We start from the raw sequence: 17,380 nt of genomic DNA, 5'->3' as shown, positions 1-17,380 counted from the left end.
ACGACACACGACAGAGAAGGACTACCCGATGAACGCCGACGTCGCCCGCACCCGGGCGCAGGACGCGCTGCGCCGGCTGGAGAACCCGGCGCAGCCGCTGACGCTGCTCGCCCCGGATGCGCCGACCGAGTACGAGTGGTGCTGGGTGTATCCGTTCAACACGGTCCGGGCCATCGAGACCGGCAGCATCATGGACACGCTCGCGGTGGGCCCGCTGGTGGTGCCCAAGAACGGCGCCGAGCCCTGGGTGGCGCCGTCCGGCCCGCCGCTGGAGCGCTGGCTCAACGAGTACGCCGCGCGGGAGGGGCTGCCGGCGGTGCCGGTACCGGCCGCGCCGGACCCGTTCGCCTGAGCCCGGACGGGCGGCCCGCCGCGACCGTACCGTCGCGGCGGGCCGCCGCCACCTGGAGGAGAGCCATGACCACCGACGCCGAGCCGCTCGACGCGCTGCTGCGCGGGATGATGCGCGGTGACGCCACGGTCGAGCAGGTGCAGTCCGCGCTGCGCGGCTCCCCGCTCGACCTCGCGATGAACGGCGACGGCCGTCCTCTCGTCGTCCGCTCCTTCGACGACGTGCGGTGCGTGGTCGTGGCCACCTCGGCCGACGAGCGCGACCGCACCTTCGCGCCCGAGTGGCGCCGGGTCGAGGCGGCCGAGCTGGCCGAGCTGCTCCCGGACGGCATCGACGTCCTGGTCGACCCGGGCGGTCCCGAGCCGGTACGGCTGGCCGCCGCGATCGTCTGGTCCGCGCTGCACGTCACCGACGAGGACACTGTGGGATGACCGACGAGGAGTTCCTGTTCCTGCTCGACCCGGCGTGGCCGGCCGGCGAGAACGACGACGCACCGTTCGAGGCGGTCCTCGGGGTCTGGCAGGTCGGCGAGGACGGGGAGGTGGGCGAGGACGGGGAGGTGGGCGAGTTCCGGAGCAACCCGGACTACCGCCCGCACTTCCCGGACTCCCCCGCCGACCCGGTCGACGCGCTGCTGCGCCTGATCGCCGCCGGTGCCGCGCCGCCGGCGCACCTGGGGGCGGTGCTGCGCGCGTCCACCCTGCACCTGGCGGTGAACGGCGACGGGCGGCCCCTCGTCGTACCCGCCCCCGACGACGAGCGGTGCGTGGTGGTCGCCACCGGCGAGCCGCACCGGGAGCGGGTGCCGGCCCCCGGCTGGCGGCCGCTGGACCTGGCGGAACTGGCCGCTGTGGCCGGTGAGCGCGACGCTCTGGTCAACCCCGGTGGCTCGGCACCCGCCCGGCTGGCCGCAGCCTTCCTGCGCGAGACGGCGGCGACGCGATGAGCACCGGACAGCTGCACCTGCTCTGCCTGCGCGCCGCGGGCCGCATCCCGGACGAGGAGGTCGCCAGCCTGCGTACCCTGCTCGCCGACGGCCACCACGGCGCCTGCGCGGCCCGGCTGCTCGGTGCGTTCCCGCAGTCCGCGGCCGAGATCGCCGCGCTGACCGCCCTGCTGCCCCCGGAGACGCCGCTGCTGCCCGACCCGGCGGCGGACCAGGACGTGGACGCCGACCCGGCAGCCCGGTTCGTCCCGTTCCCCCCGGCCGACCTGCCGCGGTACGCGACGAACGCGCCGCCGGTGGTGGACGAGACCGCCGGCGGCACCGTGGACGACCTCGACCGGGCGCTGCTCGACGTGCTGGATCCGGCGCACACCGCCGGGGTGTGGCGCTGCTGGCGGATCACACCCGGACCGGCCGGCACCCCGGACGCGGTGCGGATCTACCTGGTCGAGGCGACGGTGCCCGACGACGAGCTGGCCGCGATCGCCGACCGGGGGCAGGGTGCGCTCGCCGACGCCGGTCACGCCACGCCGGTCGAGGTCTACCGGCCCGACCTGCCGCTGCCCGCGTACCAGTGGGCGGCCCGGTCCCGGTCGGCGCTGATCTGGGCGCCGCAGCCGCCCGGCGAGGTGCGCCTGGCCACGGACGGGGACGCGCGGCTGCCGGTCGACGACGACGAGGTCGCGCCGTTCGTCACCCACCTGCGGTCCGCGCCCGCCCTGACCGCGCACCTGCGTACCGACGGCGCCTGGGTCTGGCCGGCCGGCCTGGCGGACCGGCTGCTCGACGAGGGCGCGCTGGCCGACGAGGGCCTGCTCCGGCACCTGCGGCGGTGCCGGGCCGACCCGCCGGCGCCGGCCGGCGCGGTAGCCGTCCACCGGGCCCTGGCCGCCCTGGTACGCGCGGGGGCGCTCTGACCGCGTGCACGAACGCCTCGGGTCGCGGTGTCCTTCGGGCACGAGCCCCGACGCCGCGCGGCACTCCCGTGCGCCGGCGTGGTCGAATGCGCCGACGACCGCCGACGAGGACGCGAGGAGGCCGCCATGACGGAGCAGGACGAGCTGCACACCGCGCTGCTGCACCTCGGTGGCCGGGTACCGGACGCGACGCTCGCCGACGCGCGGATGCGGCTCGCCGACACCGGCACGGTGTCCCTTCCCGAGCCGCCCGGACCGGTCGACCTGCCGTTCACGTTCGCGTCGGCCGTACCGAATCCGCGTGTCTTCGGTGGACGGGTGCCGCCGCTGGCCGACCTCACCGGCCGCGACGGCCTGATGGACGACACCGACCGGGTCGCCGTCGCCGCCGCGCGGCACCAGCCCGGCGCGGTGGCGCTGTGGCGCGGATGGCGGATCGCCCCGGAGTGGGCCGCCGCGGTGATCCCGCCCGCGCCGGTGTACGTGCTGGAGGCCAACGGGCCGCAGGCGGAGACGGCGGCGGCGGTGATGCGGGCGCTCGCCGCGGCCGGGATCTCGGCCCCGCTGGTCGAGGTGTACCGCTCCGGCGAGAAGCTTCCGCCGTACCCGGCGGCGGCCCGCCACCGCGGCGCGCTGCTCTGGGTCGGCCGGGACACCGGGCCGCTGCGGATCGCCCGCGTGTTCGACGAGGTGGACGACGACCGGGCACGCTTCGCGCCGGACCGCGAACGGCTGTCCGGCGAGGATCTCGCGTGGGCGGCGGCGTACCTCGACGCGGGCACGCCGGTGCTCGCCACCACCGGGCGCGGGCCCGACGTGGTGGAGCCCGCGCGGGGCCGGGTCGTGCCGATGACCTACCGCACCGACGGGCGCTGGCTCTGGCCCGAGTCCGTCACCTACTACCTGCGGGCGTACGGCCTGGCGCCCGAGCCGGATCTCCTGGCCCACATCCGGTCGCGCGGCGACCGGCTCCCGGTCACCGATCCGGCCGACGAGCACCGCGCGCTGGCGCTGCTGTTCCAGTCGTACGCCCTCGTCCCGGCGGAGACGGCGGCGGCGGAGGCGGGCGCATGACGATCTTCGTGGCGATCGCGTCGTACCGGGACCGGGAACTGGTGCCGACGGTGCTGGACTGCCTGGCCAAGGCGGCGCACCCGGAGGACGTCCGGATCGCGGTGTGCTGGCAGCACCTCGGCGACGAGGACATCTCCGCCATCCAGGGTCTGCCCCAGGTGGACGTGCAGGAGTACGACGCCCGCGACAGCCGGGGCGCCTGCTGGGCCCGGGACCGGACGTTCCAGCGGTACCGCGGCGAGGAGTGGCTGTTGCAGGTGGACAGCCACACCCGGTTCGCGCCGGACTGGGACGTACGGATGATCCGGATGGCGCGGGAGACGGGGGCGGCGAAGCCGGTCCTGACCGCGTACCCGCCGAGCTACGAGCCCGATCACGAGTTCACCGGCGCGGGCGCACCCGCCGAGATCGTCGTCAGCGACTGGACGAATGTCGGCGTACCGGTCTTCGGTCAGCGCTTGATCGAGGGGGCCGCGCCCGGCGTACCGCCCAAGCCGGCGCTGTTCCTGGCCGCCGGGTTCCTCTTCGCACCCGGCTCGTTCGTCACCGAGGTGCCCTACGACCCGGGCATCTACTTCCACGGCGAGGAGATCACCCTGGCGCTGCGCGCCTACACGTGGGGCTACGACCTGTTCCACCCCACCGAGGTGCTGACCTGGCACTACTACATCCGGCAGGACAGGCCGCGGCACTGGAGCGACCACGTCGAGTCCGACTGGGCCCGCTACGAGGAGCTGAGCCGCCGGCGGGTGCTCTACATGCTGCACACGCCGCCGGTGGACCGGCTCGGCATCGGGCCGGTACGCACCCTGGAGCAGTTCGTCGCGCACACCGGCTGCAACTTCACCCGGCGCACCTGGACCGACATGCTGGCCCAGGAACTCGTACTGCTCTGATCAGTGTCCCCGCGCCGGCTCGCCGGTGCCGCTCGACCAGCGGGTCTCGGCGATCGCGGTGGCGAGCCGGGCCAGCTCGGGGTGCTGCCGCGCGTACGACGTGACGTGCTCGGCCAGCTCGTACTGGGACTGCCACCGGACCTTCCCGGCCCGCACCAGCGCCCGGTCCAGCGCGAGCGGGTCGCCGCGCAGGTGCCGCCGGACGTCCACCAGGACGCCGGTGAGCGACTGCTCCTGCTCGTCGGTGCCGGGCAGCGCCGTCACCATGGCCGGCAACGCGGCCACCGTCTCGTCGTCCATGCCCGGCACCAGGCCGATGAGTGCCTTCTCCCGCGCCTCCGGCCGAGTCTCCGCCAGGTAGGCCATCCCCGCCTCGTCGGCGGCCAGGTGCCGCAGCGCGGGGTCACGGCTCAGCTCCGCCACCGCCGCCGTCACGGCCGGCCCGGTGTCACCCGGAGCGGTGCCATCCGAAGCGGCGCTGCCCGGATCGGCATCACCCGGAGCGGCGCCGACCGGAGCGGCGTCGGGAGAGGCGGTGACGACCGGATCGGCGGCGGGAGCGGCCGGCACAGCGGCGCTGTTCGCCATGACGATGCGGGCGGACGGAGATGCCGTCACGGCCCCGGCGGGTACCGCCTCCGGCCGGTCCGCACCCGTCCGCGCCGACCTGCGGGCGCGCAGGCCCAGCAGGACGGCGGCGAGCGCCGCCAGCCCGGCGAGCGCGAGCAGCACCCCCCGGCGGCCGATCCCGGTGGAGCCGGACGTCCGTTCGGCCGCCTGCTCGCGGGGCGCCTCCTCGGGCAGCACGGCGGTGACGGAGGCGGTCAGGTCGATCTCCGGTGCGACACCGCCGGTCGTCTTCGCGGTCTTCAGCACCCGGTTGCGGACCTGCGCCGGGTCGAGATCGGGGTACGCCGACCGGATCAGCGCCACCTGGCCCGCCACGTACGCGACGGCGAGGTGCGTGCCGGTGCCGCTGACCGGTCGCGTGCCGGTGATGCCGAGACTCGCCACGTCGACGCCGGGTGCGACCACGTCCACGCCTCCGGCCCGGTAGCTGCCGGCGGCGGCTCCGTCCGGCCCGATCCCGCCGGCGCGCAGGACCGCGTCGCGCAGCAGCACGTCCGGGTCCTCCGGCGTCTGCTCATCGGCGGCGCCCACCACGACCGCCACGCCCTCGTCGACCGCCTCGTTGACGGCCGTCACCACCTCGGCCCGGCCGAGGTCCACGTGCGGCCCGATCGCGATGACGGAGGCGCCGGAGTCCACTGCCGCGCGGATGCCCGCGACGCTCGCCGCGGCCGAGGCGCCGGCGGTCCGGCCCGCCACCCGGATCGGCATCACCGCCGCGTCCGGCGCGACCCCGGCCACCGCCGACCCCTTCGCCGGCCGGGCCACGATCAGCGCGGCCATCGCCGTACCGGTGCCGAGACAGTCGGTGTCCCCGCGGGCGCCGCCGGTCGCCCGGTCGACGCCCGTCGTCACGCGGCCGGCGAGCGGGGGCAGGTTGCCGGCGACACCGGAGTCGACGACGGCCACGAGCTGGTCCCGGCCCCGGCTGTGCGGCCACGCCCGGTCGGCGGCGACCCGCGGCCCGGCCCACGGCGACTGCGTGCCCGAGGTCGCGGCGGGGCGGCATCCCTTCGGCGCCCGGACGGCCGCGTCGTCGGCGGCGGCGGGTCGCCGCCCGTCCGGCGTGGACGCGCCGGGTGCCGGCTTCGCGGCCGGCGGGACGCCGAGGCGTACCTCGCCGCCGTGCGCGTCCCAGGGCAGCACGAGCACCCAGCCGGCCCGCAGCCGGGAGCCGTCGGTGAGTGTGCCGCCGTCCGGCTGGATCCGCCCGGTGTTGAGGGCGAACAGCTCGGCGGCCCGGGACCCGTCGCCCAGGAACCGCTCCGCGATCGCGGTGAGGTTCTCCGGCTCGCCCTGGTGGGCGGCTTCGACCGTGTAGTACTTGACCGGTTCGCCGTCGGCGCGGGCCACCGACGGGAGCGGCGTCAGCGCGAGCACCGCCGACGCGACGACGGCGGCGAGCGCGGCCCGGGCGGCTGCGCGTACGGTCCGGGTCACCCGCGACCGCCCCGGTTGCCGGTCACGGGCGTGGTCCCGGACGTCGCGTGGTGCGGCGAACGCCGGGCGTGCGAACCATCCGTCATCGATCCACTCTTGAACCCGGTCGAGAAGACTGTCCATTTCAGACGGGCAGGCTAGCATCGCGGGTCCCCCGCCCTCGACGGGACGCCGGATCATCCGGGCGCGGCGTCACCGCGACCCGCTTCCGTCTACCGAGCCGACGCCGCCCCCGCATGCCCCGGCGTTACGCAATTCCCACCGCGACACATTCTCGCAAAAGCGAGGTGCGTGCGGACCGCGCGGCGGTCAATGCGGATTCCGACAGCCGGGCGAAAAGCCCACTCCGAATTGCCCTTTCGACCCCCGGCGATCAGCCGAAAGCGCATCGGAAGGGCGGTTGTTGAGGTTCGTCACACGCGATCGCCGCCGGATACGACTGTCGGCTACCGGGTAGCGCCTCACGCCCTCATGACGTAGCAGCCACGAGGCACGCACCGGCCGGGAAGACATGCCACCACCACACGTCCACGCGGGTGAGCTGGGCCGCCGGCCGGTCCGTCCCGGCAAGGTGGACAGAAACCGCGGATCAGGTACGGACGGCCAGGTCCGACATCGCCGATCCGGGCCGGGTCGGCCGGGAACACCGGAAAGGCGAATCGGCGGCACCCGTACGAATCGCCGTGGTGCCGCATTTCCGACCGACACACTCAGTCGTACTGCCGTCACCCGGCGAGTCGGAAAGGCATTGACACCCCGGATCGTCGTTCGGCAAAGTTTCTTCCGCCGACCGCAACCGGAGGACACTTTCCGGCGGCCTTTCTCGATCCCCGTAATCCTTTCCACACCGAATCACCATCGTCGGTGGACAACCGTGCGCCCGTCCGGGCGATTGCCCGCCCGCTCGCGGGCCGGTTCCGGCCGTCTCCGACCCGAACGAAGGAGCATCTCCGTGCCCGTTCAGGAATCCGAGCTCATCGACACCGTCAAGCGCGTGCTCGCCGACGTGACGCACAACGACGCCGTCCTCGACATGGATCTCGACACCCAGCTCCGCGAGGACCTCGGGATCGACTCGATGACGTCGTTGACGTTCCTCATGGCGCTGGAGGACGCGGTCGACGGGTTCTTCGTGGACGCGACGACGCTGGAGGCCGAGCACTTCCAGACCATCGGCAGCATCTACGAGTACGTCCGCACGCAGCTGAGCGCCGCGAAGATCGCCTGACCGATGACCGGCCTCTACGTACAGGCGGCGCACCACGCGGTGCTGCCCACCCGCGACGACCGGCACCCGCCCCGGCCGCGCTTCGTCGAGTACCAGGCGGACCTGCACCGGATGGCCGGCGTGGTCCTCGACGAGGCCACACTCACCCGGGGCGACCAGTACACGTTCGTCGACCTGGCCGACGCGCTGGCCGAGCGCACCGGACCCGGTCTCTTCCGCGACCTCGGTGTGCTCGTCACCAGCTACTGGACGCCGGAGTTCGACCCGGACGTGTCCGCGTTCGGCCCGTACCTGCACCACCGGCACCGCCTCGACTGCACCTCGTTCGACCTGGTCGACCAGGGCAGCATCTCCCCGGCGCTCGCGTTGCTGGTGCTCTGCGACTTCCTGCGGGCCGGTCCGGCGGACCGCGACGGCCTGCTGCTCAGCGTCGAGCAGACAACCGTCCCGGCCCCGGTGGGCGCCCACTTCCCCGGCCCGAGCCGGTCCACCGCCGGGGCGGTCCGGATCGGCCGCCGGCCGGCCGGGACGGAGATCCTGACCGTTACGGCGCTCGGCGAGCCGGCGGTGCTGGGCGACGACGGGGACCTGTCCCGCCTGGTCGCGCGCTGGTGCGCGGAGTACGACGTGGACCCGGCGGAGCTGACAGTGCGGGTCAACCGGGCCACGTTCCTCTACCGGCGGTGGGCCTACGCGTACGGGCCGGACTCGTGGCCGTGCCGGGTCGAGTTCGTGCCGCCGGAGCGCAGTTGCACCGGGCTGTTCCGCTGGCTCGGCGCCGAGTCCACCACCCCGGCCGGCGGATACGTCGCCTACGTCGAGGAGGACGTGGAGAGCCTGTCCGCCGCCGTGGTGCTGACCCGGGCGGTGACGCCGTGACGAACGTGCTGCGACTGCCCACCCGGCCCGCCGGGACGGCCGCCGCCGGGGAGCCGGGCGCCGACCCGGTCGCGGTCCGGTTCACCGTCGGCGCCGTCGTGGCCCGGGCCCGCGAGACCGGCGCGCTGCCGGCCGGATGCGGCCCGGCGGCCGGGTACGCCGGACTGGTGCTCGCCGACCGGGACGCGGCGACGGTGGAGGCGTTCGACCTGACCACGGGTGCCGTCCTCGGGGCGGAACGGCTCACCGTCGTACCCCATGAGCTGCTGACCCGCGCGGACCTGGTGGTGCTGCGGTACCGGGCGGCCGGCGGACCGGCCGACGCGCCGGCCCTGCGGCTGTTCCGGCAGGCCCTCGCCGACGCCGAGCGGGACGCGCTCGGCGAGGCGGTCCGCTGGTGCCGGCGGTTCCTCGCCGGCCGGCGTTCGGCCGGTCAGCGGCTCAGCGCCCACCCGGTGGTGGCCTACCAGATGGCCGGGCTGGTGGCCCGGGCCGCCGCCCTGCGCCAGGCCGACGCGGCCGCCGCGCTCGCCGTGCCGGCCGGCCGGGCCTGGTGGGTCCGGGAGGTCGACGGTCTGGCCCGCGACCTGATCCGGATGGCCGGCGGCCGGTCCGTCCTCACCGGGCAGATGGCGCAGATGCGCACCGCCCTGCTCTACGCCAACCGGATCTACCTGGACGGTGCCCCGTGTTCCGACTGAATCCCGACCGCTTCGCCGCCCGCTACGGCCCGGAGTGGCTCGCCGCGGCCGACTGGTACCGCGAGAACTCGCCGGCCGTGCCGGACGACCCCGACCTGGTGCTGCGGCACCTCGACCACCCGGCCGTCGCGCAGAAGATCGAGGCCGAGTTCACGGCGGACACCCGGCGGCGGGCCGCGATGTTCGAGGCGCTCAGCTACGGCAGCGCGAGCTTCCTGCTCACCACCCCCGGCCCGTCACTGTCCGGCGTGCTGCTGGACGCGCTGGGCACGCCCCGGCAACGAGCCTGGTTCCGGGAGCTGGTGTCCACCACCCGGTGCCGCACGTTCTTCGCGGTCACCGAGCCCGGACGCGGCTCCGACGCCGCCCACCTGGACACCACGCTGCGCGACGGCCGGCTGACCGGGGAGAAGCTGCTGTTCGGCAACGGGGCGGTGGCGCCCGTCGGCACCGTCCTCGCGCGCACCGGCGACGGCCCGCTGGACCTGGTGGCGGTGCTGCTGACGCCGGAGCTGATCGAGTCCGGCGCGGTACGACGACGCGTCCTCCCGATGTTCGCCCTGCCCGGCGCGCAGCTGTCCGAACTGCGCGTCGACGGGCTGCGGGTGCCGCCGGAGGCGGTCCTCGGCAGCCACCTCAAGGCCACCGAGCGCGGCATGATGGGCATGCTCAAGACGTTCCACCGCTTCCGGCCCGGGGTGGCGGCGATGGCGCTCGGCCACGCCCAGGCCCTCGTCGACTACGTCCGGGACCACGTCGGCGCCGCCCGTGCCGAGCTGGACCGGTTCGACCAGATGCTGGAGCGGTCGCGCGAGCTGAACGCCGCCGCCGCCCGCGAGGTCGACGAGGAGCCGCTGCGCGGCGCGCTGGTGTCGCTGGCGAAGCAGCGGGCCACCGCGGCGGCCGAGGAGGTCGCCGAGGTCCTCGCCCGGGAGCTGCCGGTGGCGGCGCTCGTCGACCACCCGTGGCTCGCCCGGTCCCTGACCGACGTGGTGGCGTACGAGTTCATGGAGGGCACCACGCCCATCCAGCTCGCCAACGTGCACGCCGGCTACCTGCGCCAGGAGGTGCCGGTATGACGGCCGTCGACCAGTCGCGCCCGGCCGGGGACAGCGCGGCGCCGCCGGTGCTCGCTCCGGTGCTGGCGATCGCCCTTCCGGTGCTGCTCGCGTCGCTGGCGAGCCTGGTGGCGCCGCTGCTGAACACCGCGGTGATCGGCCGGCACGACCCGGCCCACCTGTACCCGCTGGCGCTGGTGCTGCCGATGATCCTGTTGCAGAACTCGGTGAACGAGAGCCTGCGTGTCGCGTCGGTGGCGTTCGCCGCCCAGGCGTCGGGCAGCGGCGACCTCGACACGTACGCCCGGCGGCAGCGGACCGTGCTCGTGCTCGGCGTGGCGGTCAACCTCGGCGTGGCGCTGCTGTTCCTGGTGGCGCATCCGCTCTTTCTCGACCTGTACGCGGTGCCCGCCGGCTCGCGCACCCTGGTGTACGCGTTCGTCCAGCTCAACACGCTCAGCGGCGCGGTGCTGGCGGTGAGTGTGGCGCTGATGTCGAGCCTCTACGGGCTGCGGCAGGTCCGCGCGGTGACCGTCGGCACCCTGGTGAGCCTCGGCTCCGGGGTGGTGCTCACCGCCGTGCTCGTCGGCTGGCTCGGCGTGTTCGCCCTGCCGGTGGCCACCGCCACCACCGCGGCCGCCACCGCGGTCTGGGCGTCCCGCCGGCTGGCCCGGTGCGGGGTGCGGCCCTGGGCCCGGATCGGGCTGCGCGCACCGGTCCGCCGGTCCTGGCGGGAGGTCTGCCGGATCAGCGTGCCGGTGAGCCTGGGCTACCTGCTGCTGTTCGGCAGCGGGCTGGCGCTGACCCGGATCCTCGCCGGTTACTCCCCGCTGACAGTGGCCGGGTACGGCGTGGCGTACCGGGTGCAGAACCTCGTGCTCCTGCCGGCCATCGCACTCGGCGTCGGCGTCGGCATCACCGTCAACCGGCTCGCCGCGCAACGCCGGGGCGGGCGGGTCGGGCCGTCGGTCGTCGCCGCCGTCGGGCTGTCGGCGGCGGTGTTCGCGGTCGTGGCAGCCCTGGTCTGGCTGGTCCGCGGGCCCGCGACCGGGTTGCTCACCGGTGATCCGGCGGTGGCCCGGGCCGCCGCCGACTACCTCGGGTACCTGGCACCGGCCTATCTGGTCGCCGGTCCGCTGCTCACCCTGTCGATCTTCCTGGAGGAGACCGGGAACGGTGTCCGGGCGCTGGTCGTGAACGCCACGCTCACCGCTCTCCAGCTCGCCCTGGCCGCCGGGCTGGCCCGCGCCGGGCATCCGGTGTCCCACGTCTACCTCGCGCTGGCCGTGGCCCACCTGCCGGCCGTCGGCTTCGTCGTCCACGAGCTGCTCCGCGCCCGCCGCCTCGGCGATCGGGTCAGCGCCATCCCCACGAGCTGAAGGAAACACGATGCGCCGAACCCTGTACGACGTCCTCACCGCCACCGTGGACCGCCATCCCGACAAGCTCGCCCTGATCGCCGGAGGGCACCGGCTGACCTACCGCGACCTGGCCGCACGGGTGGCCGGCCTGGCCGGCCGCCTCCAGGCCGACGGTGTACGGCCCGGCGACCGGGTGGTGATCTGCGCCGGGAACCGGGTCGAGACGGTGACCGCCTTCTGGGCGGCGCTGGCCGCCGGCGGGGTCGCGGTGGTGGTCAGCCACGAGCAGCGGCCCGAGCGGATCCGCCACGTGCTGGCCGACTGTGCCGCCACCGTCCTGCTCGCCCTGGAGCCGACGGCGCGTTCCCTGACCGGCCTGGGCCTGCCGGCGTCGGTCCGGGCGGTGCTGCCGGTCGGCGCCGAGGACACCGTCTTCGCCGGTACGCCGGCACCGGTGGACGTGATCAGCGAGGACCTGGCCGCGCTGGTCTACACGTCCGGCTCCACCGGCGACGCCAAGGGCGTGATGCTCAGCCACGCGAACATGCTGACCGCGCTGGACTCGCTCAACGAGTACCTGCGCAACGGCCCGGAGGACGTGTTCCTCTGCGCCCTGCCGCTCGCCTTCGACTACGGGCTCTACCAGATGATCATGGCGTTCTCGCAGGGCGCGACGCTGGTCCTGGAGCGGGACATGAGCCTGCCGTTGCAGGTCATCAAGGACATCGCCCGCTACCGCTGCACCGTCGTGCCCGGGGTGCCGGTGCTGTTCGAGCTGGTGGAGCAGTTCAGCCGCTTCGGCATGCCGGACGTCAGCAGCGTCCGCTGCCTGACCAACACCGGCGCCGCGCTGCTGCCCCGGCACATCGCCGCGATCCGCCGGCTGTTCCCCGACGCGGACATCTACTCGATGTACGGCGTCACCGAGTGCAAGCGCTGCACCTATCTGCCGCCGGAGCTGCTCGACGCCAAGCCGGGCAGCGTCGGCAGGGCCATCCCGAACACCCAGATCCTGGTGGTGGACGAACAGGACCGGCCCTGCCCGCCCTACCAGGTGGGGCAGCTCGTGGTGCGCGGCGGCACCGTCATGCAGGGCTACTGGGGGCTGCCGGACGAGACCGCCCGCAAGATCCGCGAGCACCCGGTACGCAGTGGCCGCTGCCTCTACACCGGCGACTACGGCTACCTCGACGAGGACGGGCACTTCTTCTTCAAGGGCCGGATCGACGAGGTGATCAAGGTCCGGGGACGCAAGCTGATCCCCCGCGACGTCGAGGAGGTCCTGCGGGCCGTGCCGGGCGTCACCGAGGCGAGCGTGGTCTGCACCGCCCTCGACGACGGCGACCACGACATCGCCGCGTTCGTCGCCGCCGACCCGGCCGCCGTCGACGCGTCCGCGCTGCGGGCGGCCTGCCGGTCCGGCCTGGAGACCTGGCAGCGGCCCACCCGCTACGAGGTGCTCGCCGCCCTGCCGCGCAACAGCAACGGCAAGGTGGACAAGCCCGAGCTGCTGCGCCGGCACCCGGTGCCCGCAGCGGCCCTCGCCCCGGCCGGTGCGCCGTGCTGAAACTGACCGCCGTGCAGGCCGTCGTGCCGGACCACCGGCCCAGCCTCTTCACCCTCGCCGACCGGTACGACATGCCGCGCGCCGAGCTGGCCGTGTTCCACCGGATCTACGGCCTCGACCGGGTACCGGTGTGGTCCGGCGACACCGCCGCCCTGGTCGAGGAGACGGTGGCGAACCTGCTCAAGGAATCCGGTGTGGACGCCGGCCGGGTCCGCTGGCTGGTGCACGCGCACACCGGCACCCACCAGGACGTGGTGGGCCGCGCCGGCCTGGCCCGGATCTGCCGCCGGCTCGGACTGGACCGGGCGCAGTCGTTCGGGATGACGACGAACAACTGCGCGTCGACGGTGTCCGCCATGCGGGTGGTCGACCGCCTGCTGGCCCGGGGCTCGGCCACCGACGCGGCGATCGTGGTCACCGCCGACGTCGCCTTCACCCCGATCATGCAGGTGATCCCGAACAGCTCGGTCACCGGCGACGCCGGGGTCGCCTGCCTGTTCAGCCGCCGCGACCCCGGTCACCGCGTCCTCGCCGCCCGGATCGACACGTACGGCCGGCACGCCGCCTGCCAGTGGCAGGACGAGGCGGCAAACGCCGAGTTCGAGGCCGAGTATCCGGCGCGACTCGCCGACGTGATGCGCCGCGCGCTCGACGACGCCGGGCTGACCTGGCCGGACGTCCGCCTGGTGCTGCCGCACAACGTCAACACGTTCTCCTGGAAGCAGGTAGCGGCGCGCGCCGGCATTCCGATCGAGTCGGTCTACCTGGACCAGGTGCCGCACACGGCGCACTGCTTCGGCGCCGACATCTTCCTCAACCTCGCCGCCGCCGACCGCGCGGGCCTGCTGCGGCCCGGTGACCGGCTGATGCTCGCCACGGTCGGGCTCGGCGCGGTCTTCGCCGCCGTGGTGCTCGAATACGGGAGTCAGACATGACCATCGGATACCGCGCCGAACTGCGCGACCGGCTGCTGGCCGCCGCCGGCCGGCACCCGGAGCGTACGGCGCTCTGGGTCGAGGACCGCGCGTACACGTACCGGGAGTTGTTCGCCCGCGCCGACGCCCTGGCCGGCCGGCTCGACGAGCGGGACGAGCCGTTCTGCCTGGTGTACTGCGGCCGGAACCTGACCCGGTACGTGGCGATCCTGGCGAGCCTGCTGGCCGGCAAGGCGTTCGTGCCGATGTGCCCGACCTCGCCGCCCGCCTACTGCGAGAAGGTGCTCAAGCGGCTCGACGGACAGGTGGTGGCGGTCCTGGACAGCGGCGACCCGGACCAGGACGACCGGCTGCGGACCATGATGGCGCCGCCGGCGCCGGTGCTCGACCACGGCCCCGGACCGCGGTGGGAGGGCGAGCCCCGGCGGCCGCAGGGCGGGGCGTACCTGATGTTCACCTCCGGCAGCACCGGGGTGCCCAAGGCGGTCCTTGTCACGCTGGACAATCTCACCGCGTACCTGGACGGCGCGATCGAGCTGTTCGGCCCGACCTGCGACGACCGGTTCGCCCAGGTCAACAACTTCACGTTCGACCTGTCGGTGCACGACATCGTGCTGCCGTGGACCGTCGGCGCGGCCGTGTACGCGCTGCCGGACCAGGCCGTCTACAAGCTTCCCGCGCTGGTCCGGGAGCACGCGCTGACGTTCTGGCTGTCCGTGCCCACCACCGGGGTCAGCCTGCTCGACCTCGGCCTGCTCCGACCGGGTGCACTGCCCAGCCTGCGCCGCACGCTGTTCTGCGGGGAACCGCTGCCCCGGCGGCTCGCGCAGGCGTGGCACGCCGCCAACCCCGACGGGGAGCTGTTCAACGTGTACGGACCGACCGAGTGCACCATCGCGGTGACCTCCTTCGGCTGGCGGCCGGACCAGGACCTGCCGGACGTCGTACCGATCGGGTGGCCGTACCCCCGGCAGGAGGTCCGCGTCGTCGGCGCCGACCTGGCCGGGGTGGCCGACGGGCAGACCGGCGAGTTGCTGCTGCGCGGCAGCCAGCTCGTCCCGGGCTACCACGGCGACCCGGAGCAGACCGCGGCCCGGTTCGTCGAGCTGCCGGACGCGCCCGGACGCTGGTACCGCACCGGCGACCTGGTCGCCCACGACCCGCGCTGGGGGCTGGTGTTCAAGGGCCGCCGCGACGACCAGATGCAGGTCCGCGGCCACCGGGTGGAACGGCTGGAGGTGGAGACCCTGCTGCGGCAGGTGCTCGGCACCGAGGCCGTGGCGGTGGTCGGCTGGCCGGTGGCGCCCGGCGGCCTCGTCCAGGGGCTCGTCGCGTTCGTCGCGGACACCGCGACACCGGTGCCCGAGATGCGCCGGCGGATCAGCCGGGAACTGCCCGAGCACCTGTGGCCGAGCCAGATCCACGTCGGTCCGCTGCCGCAGAACCGCAGCCTCAAGGTGGACTACCCGCACCTGCGGCGCCGGCTCGAGGAGGGACTGTGACCGCCGCCGTGCGTACGCCCGCCGCCGGGCTGGACCGGATGCTCGCCACCTACCGCCGGCACACCCCGATGACCGAACCCGGGCCGCACGCCGAGGCGCTGCGCCGGCTGCCCGCCGACGTGCCGGCCCTCGTGGAGGTCATCGGCGGGCTGTTCGCCCACTACGAGCTGGACCCGCCGGCGGCCGGCTGGCAGCCCGGAGGAGACCGGCTCGCCGAGGTCGACCTGCGGACCACCCGGCGGATGCTCGACCGGGTGCTCGCCCTCGATCCGGCGCCGCTGACCCGGGCCCGGCCGCTGCACCGCCGCTGGCTGGGCGTCTGCCGCGACGCCAGCCTGCTGCTCTGCGCCGTGCTGCGCGAGCAGGGGGTGCCGGCCCGGCTGCGGTACGGCACCGCCCACCACCTGTACGTGCCCTACCGGCCGATGCACGACCACGTGGTGGTCGAGTACTGGTCGTCCGCCGAGGGCCGGTGGCGGTACGCCGACGGCCGGATGTACCGGACCGCCCGGGACACCTTCCAGCTGCCCGACCACTACCGCGACGACGTACCGGAGTCGGTGTTCCTCACCGGCGCCCGCGCCTGGCGCCGGGCCCAGGAGGGCGAACGCGCGGCGCTGCGGCTCAGCGGCCTGATGCTGAACGCCGACGCCGGCCGCTGGCAGGCCCGCAACCTGTTCCTGTACGACCTGGCCGCCCTCGCCGGCTGGGAACCGCTGATGTGGGACGCCTGGGGGTACATCCGCCGGGCCCGCCCGCAGGCCCGCCCGCGCGGGTTCCTCCAGTACCGCAAGCTCGACCGGCTCGCCGCGCTCGACGACCGTGATCCGGAGCAGTGGCGCGAGCTGCTGCGCCGCTACCGGGCCACCCGCCTGGTCCGGGTGCCGGCCCGGGTGCTGTCGTGCAGCCCGGTCACCGGCCGCCGCGTCGTCGCCGCGCCGCCCGCCCGGAGGACACCCGATGATCGCGATTGACGCGGTGGTACGCGTGGAACCGGAACGGCGGCTGTCGGTCACCGACGACCACGCGCTGCTCGGCCTCAGCCCGGCCCGCGCCCGGGTGTACGGCCGGCTCTACGGCTACGACCGGATCCCGGTGGCCGCCGCCGGGCAGGAGTTCCCGATGCTCCTGGACGCCGTCGCGCGGCTGCTCGACGAGGCACGGGTGACGCCGGAGCGGGTGGCGGTCGTGGTGCACGCGCACACCGGCCCGTACATCGGACCGGTCGGCGCCGGCCTGCCCCGGCTGGTCGCCCGGCAGCTCGGCGGCGACCCGCTGTGCTTCGGCACCCAGTCCAACAAGTGCGTCTCCAGCATCACCGCGCTGGACCTGATGGACCGGCTGCTCGCCGGGCGGCCCGGCGACGCGGTCGGCGTCCTGCTGATCGGCGAGACCGCCGACAGCCCGGACCTGCGGGTGCTGGACACCGGCATCGCCGGGGACGTGGCGTGCGCGGTGCTGCTGCGCCGGGACGGACCCCGCGACCGGGTGCTCGCCCACGCGGTCGCCACGCACGGCCGCTACGCCGGCGGCATCTACACCGAGCCCGGCGCGCCGAGCCGCCAGGAATACGAACGCCGGTTCCAGGAGCACCTCGGCGACGTGGTCGACCGGACACTGCGGCGGGCCGGGCGCCGGCCCGACGAGCTGACCGTCCTGTTGCCGCACAACGTCAACGTCAACGTGTGGCGGGCGGCGGCCGGGGTGATCGGCGTACCGGCCGAGCGGATCGTGCTCGACAACGTCCCCCGGTACGGCCACTGCTTCGGCGCCGACATCTTCCTGAACCTGGACACCGTCCGGCCCCGGCTGCGCCCGGGTGACCTGGCGCTGATGGCGTCCGTCGGGGTCGGCGGCACGTTCGGCGCCGTCCTGCTCGAACACTGACCCGCGA

General features: G+C 74.6%; 17 protein-coding genes. 16 read left to right on the top strand and 1 reads right to left on the bottom strand.

Going from position 1 to position 17,380, the window contains the following annotated elements; all coding sequences use genetic code 11:
- Positions 1 to 28: 28 nt before the first annotated feature.
- The 6 genes from O7607_RS23855 (at position 29) to O7607_RS23830 (ending at position 4,185) form a co-directional block, all read left to right on the top strand.
- The gene (locus O7607_RS23855; protein WP_269705423.1) at positions 29 to 352 is read left to right on the top strand and encodes a YrhB family protein; all 324 of its coding nucleotides are present in this window, start codon (positions 29 to 31) and stop codon (positions 350 to 352) included.
- A 65-nt stretch (positions 353 to 417) separates the two neighbouring features.
- The gene (locus O7607_RS23850; RefSeq protein WP_269705422.1) at positions 418 to 783 is read left to right on the top strand and encodes a type VII secretion system-associated protein; all 366 of its coding nucleotides are present in this window, start codon (positions 418 to 420) and stop codon (positions 781 to 783) included.
- Entirely contained in the window at positions 780 to 1,298 is a 519-nt protein-coding gene (locus O7607_RS23845) for a type VII secretion system-associated protein (protein WP_269705421.1), read from the top strand. Before O7607_RS23850 ends, O7607_RS23845 begins: the two co-directional genes overlap by 4 nt.
- Complete coding sequence (locus tag O7607_RS23840; RefSeq protein WP_269705420.1) at positions 1,295 to 2,215, top strand: hypothetical protein; 921 nt, start codon at positions 1,295 to 1,297, stop codon at positions 2,213 to 2,215. Before O7607_RS23845 ends, O7607_RS23840 begins: the two co-directional genes overlap by 4 nt.
- Before the next feature lie 126 nt (positions 2,216 to 2,341).
- Positions 2,342 to 3,289: a hypothetical protein gene (locus O7607_RS23835; RefSeq protein WP_269705418.1), complete on the top strand. Its 948-nt coding sequence runs from the start codon at positions 2,342 to 2,344 to the stop codon at positions 3,287 to 3,289.
- Positions 3,286 to 4,185, top strand: a complete 900-nt coding sequence (locus O7607_RS23830; protein WP_269705417.1) for a GlcNAc-transferase family protein — start codon at positions 3,286 to 3,288, stop codon at positions 4,183 to 4,185. The genes O7607_RS23835 and O7607_RS23830 overlap by 4 nt, the downstream gene beginning before the upstream one ends.
- On the opposite strand, the gene O7607_RS23825 is transcribed toward O7607_RS23830, so the two are convergent.
- The gene (locus tag O7607_RS23825; protein ID WP_269705416.1) at positions 4,186 to 6,255 is read right to left on the bottom strand and encodes a S8 family serine peptidase; all 2,070 of its coding nucleotides are present in this window, start codon (positions 6,253 to 6,255) and stop codon (positions 4,186 to 4,188) included.
- A gap of 952 nt (positions 6,256 to 7,207) precedes the next feature.
- Here O7607_RS23825 and O7607_RS23820 point away from each other — a divergent pair.
- From O7607_RS23820 to O7607_RS23775, 10 genes are read left to right on the top strand one after another with little or no spacing between them, the layout of a single operon-like run.
- Entirely contained in the window at positions 7,208 to 7,483 is a 276-nt protein-coding gene (locus tag O7607_RS23820) for an acyl carrier protein (protein ID WP_269705415.1), read from the top strand.
- A 3-nt stretch (positions 7,484 to 7,486) separates the two neighbouring features.
- Positions 7,487 to 8,362, top strand: a complete 876-nt coding sequence (locus O7607_RS23815; protein ID WP_269705414.1) for a hypothetical protein — start codon at positions 7,487 to 7,489, stop codon at positions 8,360 to 8,362.
- Positions 8,359 to 9,063, top strand: coding sequence for a hypothetical protein (locus O7607_RS23810; RefSeq protein ID WP_269705413.1), 705 nt, complete (start codon positions 8,359 to 8,361; stop codon positions 9,061 to 9,063). Before O7607_RS23815 ends, O7607_RS23810 begins: the two co-directional genes overlap by 4 nt.
- On the top strand, positions 9,051 to 10,142 hold the full coding sequence (locus O7607_RS23805; protein ID WP_269705412.1) for an acyl-CoA dehydrogenase family protein: 1,092 nt from the start codon (positions 9,051 to 9,053) through the stop codon (positions 10,140 to 10,142). Before O7607_RS23810 ends, O7607_RS23805 begins: the two co-directional genes overlap by 13 nt.
- Positions 10,139 to 11,500, top strand: coding sequence for an MATE family efflux transporter (locus tag O7607_RS23800; RefSeq protein WP_269705411.1), 1,362 nt, complete (start codon positions 10,139 to 10,141; stop codon positions 11,498 to 11,500). Before O7607_RS23805 ends, O7607_RS23800 begins: the two co-directional genes overlap by 4 nt.
- 10 nt (positions 11,501 to 11,510) lie before the next feature.
- A complete protein-coding gene (locus tag O7607_RS23795) occupies positions 11,511 to 13,049 on the top strand; it encodes a class I adenylate-forming enzyme family protein (protein WP_269705410.1) in 1,539 nt (512 codons plus the stop codon).
- Positions 13,043 to 13,984, top strand: a complete 942-nt coding sequence (locus tag O7607_RS23790) for a ketoacyl-ACP synthase III family protein (RefSeq protein ID WP_269705409.1) — start codon at positions 13,043 to 13,045, stop codon at positions 13,982 to 13,984. The genes O7607_RS23795 and O7607_RS23790 overlap by 7 nt, the downstream gene beginning before the upstream one ends.
- Positions 13,981 to 15,486, top strand: a complete 1,506-nt coding sequence (locus O7607_RS23785; protein WP_269705408.1) for an AMP-binding protein — start codon at positions 13,981 to 13,983, stop codon at positions 15,484 to 15,486. Before O7607_RS23790 ends, O7607_RS23785 begins: the two co-directional genes overlap by 4 nt.
- Positions 15,483 to 16,460 (top strand): transglutaminase domain-containing protein, encoded by a 978-nt coding sequence (locus tag O7607_RS23780; protein ID WP_269705407.1) that lies wholly within the window; start codon positions 15,483 to 15,485, stop codon positions 16,458 to 16,460. The genes O7607_RS23785 and O7607_RS23780 overlap by 4 nt, the downstream gene beginning before the upstream one ends.
- Positions 16,447 to 17,373, top strand: coding sequence for a 3-oxoacyl-[acyl-carrier-protein] synthase III C-terminal domain-containing protein (locus O7607_RS23775; protein WP_269705406.1), 927 nt, complete (start codon positions 16,447 to 16,449; stop codon positions 17,371 to 17,373). The genes O7607_RS23780 and O7607_RS23775 overlap by 14 nt, the downstream gene beginning before the upstream one ends.
- Positions 17,374 to 17,380 lie beyond the last annotated feature (7 nt).

Source organism: Micromonospora sp. WMMA1949 (genome assembly GCF_027460145.1).
In the GTDB taxonomy this organism is placed as follows: Bacteria; Actinomycetota; Actinomycetes; order Mycobacteriales; family Micromonosporaceae; genus Micromonospora.
This window is presented reverse-complemented; position numbering and strand designations above follow the sequence as displayed.